This window comes from Corynebacterium sp. HMSC076D02 (assembly GCF_001813815.1).
Taxonomy (GTDB): Bacteria; Actinomycetota; Actinomycetes; order Mycobacteriales; family Mycobacteriaceae; genus Corynebacterium; species Corynebacterium simulans.
Genome location: NZ_KV814035.1, coordinates 1 through 1602 on the forward strand (window position 1 = coordinate 1; position 1602 = coordinate 1602).

General features: G+C 56.6%; 1 protein-coding gene and 1 pseudogene. Both read left to right on the plus strand.

The genetic code is table 11. The features are described from left to right. On the plus strand, positions 1 to 1042 hold a 1042-nt coding region (locus HMPREF2935_RS00790; RefSeq protein WP_141755987.1), incomplete at its 5' end, for a polysaccharide deacetylase family protein. Between the two features lie 257 nt (positions 1043 to 1299). Further along, a pseudogene (locus tag HMPREF2935_RS00795) lies at positions 1300 to 1602 on the plus strand (basic endochitinase); the annotation flags it as partial.

Here is a 1602-nt window from a genome sequence, read left to right on the forward strand (position 1 = left end):
CCCGGAGCTAGGCCGCGGAATCGTTGTTATTGATTATCTTGGCGCATCCGCTTATCAGCGCGTGCATTGGTGGGGAGGAGTCTATCCAGTCGAGCACTGGACCGCTTACCTTTACAACAAAACCGTCGCCGGGTCGGGCTGGGAGAAGCTCTATCCGCTGGAAACCACGAACGGGGCGAAGACGGAGAATGAGCTGGCAGCGGCTGGTGAACTTCTTTCCTCGATGCTTGCCTCGAACGATCCGACGCTGGATTACGAATCCAAGCATGCGGAGCTTGTCTCCGAGATGACGACAGCTATCGGCGATACTGCGGTGGGGGATAAGGCCGCGATCGCCCTTGTCTATGACCACGGCACCACTGCTTTCCGAGATTGGATTTGGCCGGAGCTTAAGAAGCGTGGTTTGCCTGCCACCCTTGCGCTATCCCCTGAAGTGCACCTCGACGGAAACGGCGACTCTCGACACCAGGCCACAAATGAGGAAATCGCCGCTTGGGTTACCGAAGGTCTGGATATTGCTTCCCACTCTGGTGACCATGAGGGTGCGGTAGGGGCGGCCGCTATCTGGCGACAGATTGTTTCGTCTAAGTCTGCACTTGAATCGAAGCTTGGCACAAAGGTCTGGTCATGGGTGCAGCCCGGATACTCGCTATCCGATGGTGGATACGACGGCTTCGGAACGGGGCAAACCGCTGAGGCTTACACAGACACGTTCGCTGGCCGACTCTTGCAGAAGACTTACCCGGTGATTACCGGCTACGTCGGAGACGATTACGTCTACCCAATGGAGCCATTGCCGGTCGGTGTGCAGCGCTCACAGATTGAAGAAGCCGGCACGGTAGACACCGTTAAGGCTTACATCGAGAAGACAATCGCCACTAAGGGCAAGCATGTTACTTTCGTGCACCCGTACGCGCTCGGTAACTCCGGAATGGTCACTAAGGATGAGTATCTTGCCTTCCTCGACTGGCTAGTAGGTAAGCGCGACGCAGGAGAACTTGAAGTCCTAACCTTACCGAAGCTCGCTATCGCGCACGCATAGCCGGATAGAGGAGATACCAATGCATCTAACGATTCCCTCGATGCCATCCAAAGCGCAAACGACAAGCATGACCACCTGGGAACCAGGCATCTTTGTGATGCACGGAATGGTCTACGAGCACCAAGGCAAGACTTACCGCGCTGCCGGAATACCCGCCGGATAAGACGCCGGATCTTTTCGACCCGATTAAGAGCTAGTCATTAGCCCCTGACCGCACTGGTCATGGGGCTAATTTCATGCCCAAAGGAGGGCAAACTATGGATGCGCAAACGCTTCGCGAGGTTATGGGCGGCAATCTGCCTGACGGCGGCTACACGCGGTTAATCGATGGGTTTAATACCGCCATGCGCGAAGCTGGGGTTACCACTGTGAAGCGTGCAGCCATGTGGTGCGCACAGCTTGGCCATGAGTCTGTAGGTCTGCTCTACATGCGGGAGATTGCTAGCGGCGCGGAATACGAGGGGCGTAGCGACCTCGGCAACGTGTATCGCGGCGACGGGGTGAAATTTGCTGGCCGTGGCCCTATTCAGCTGACCGGCCGCAGTAATTACCGTGCTTTC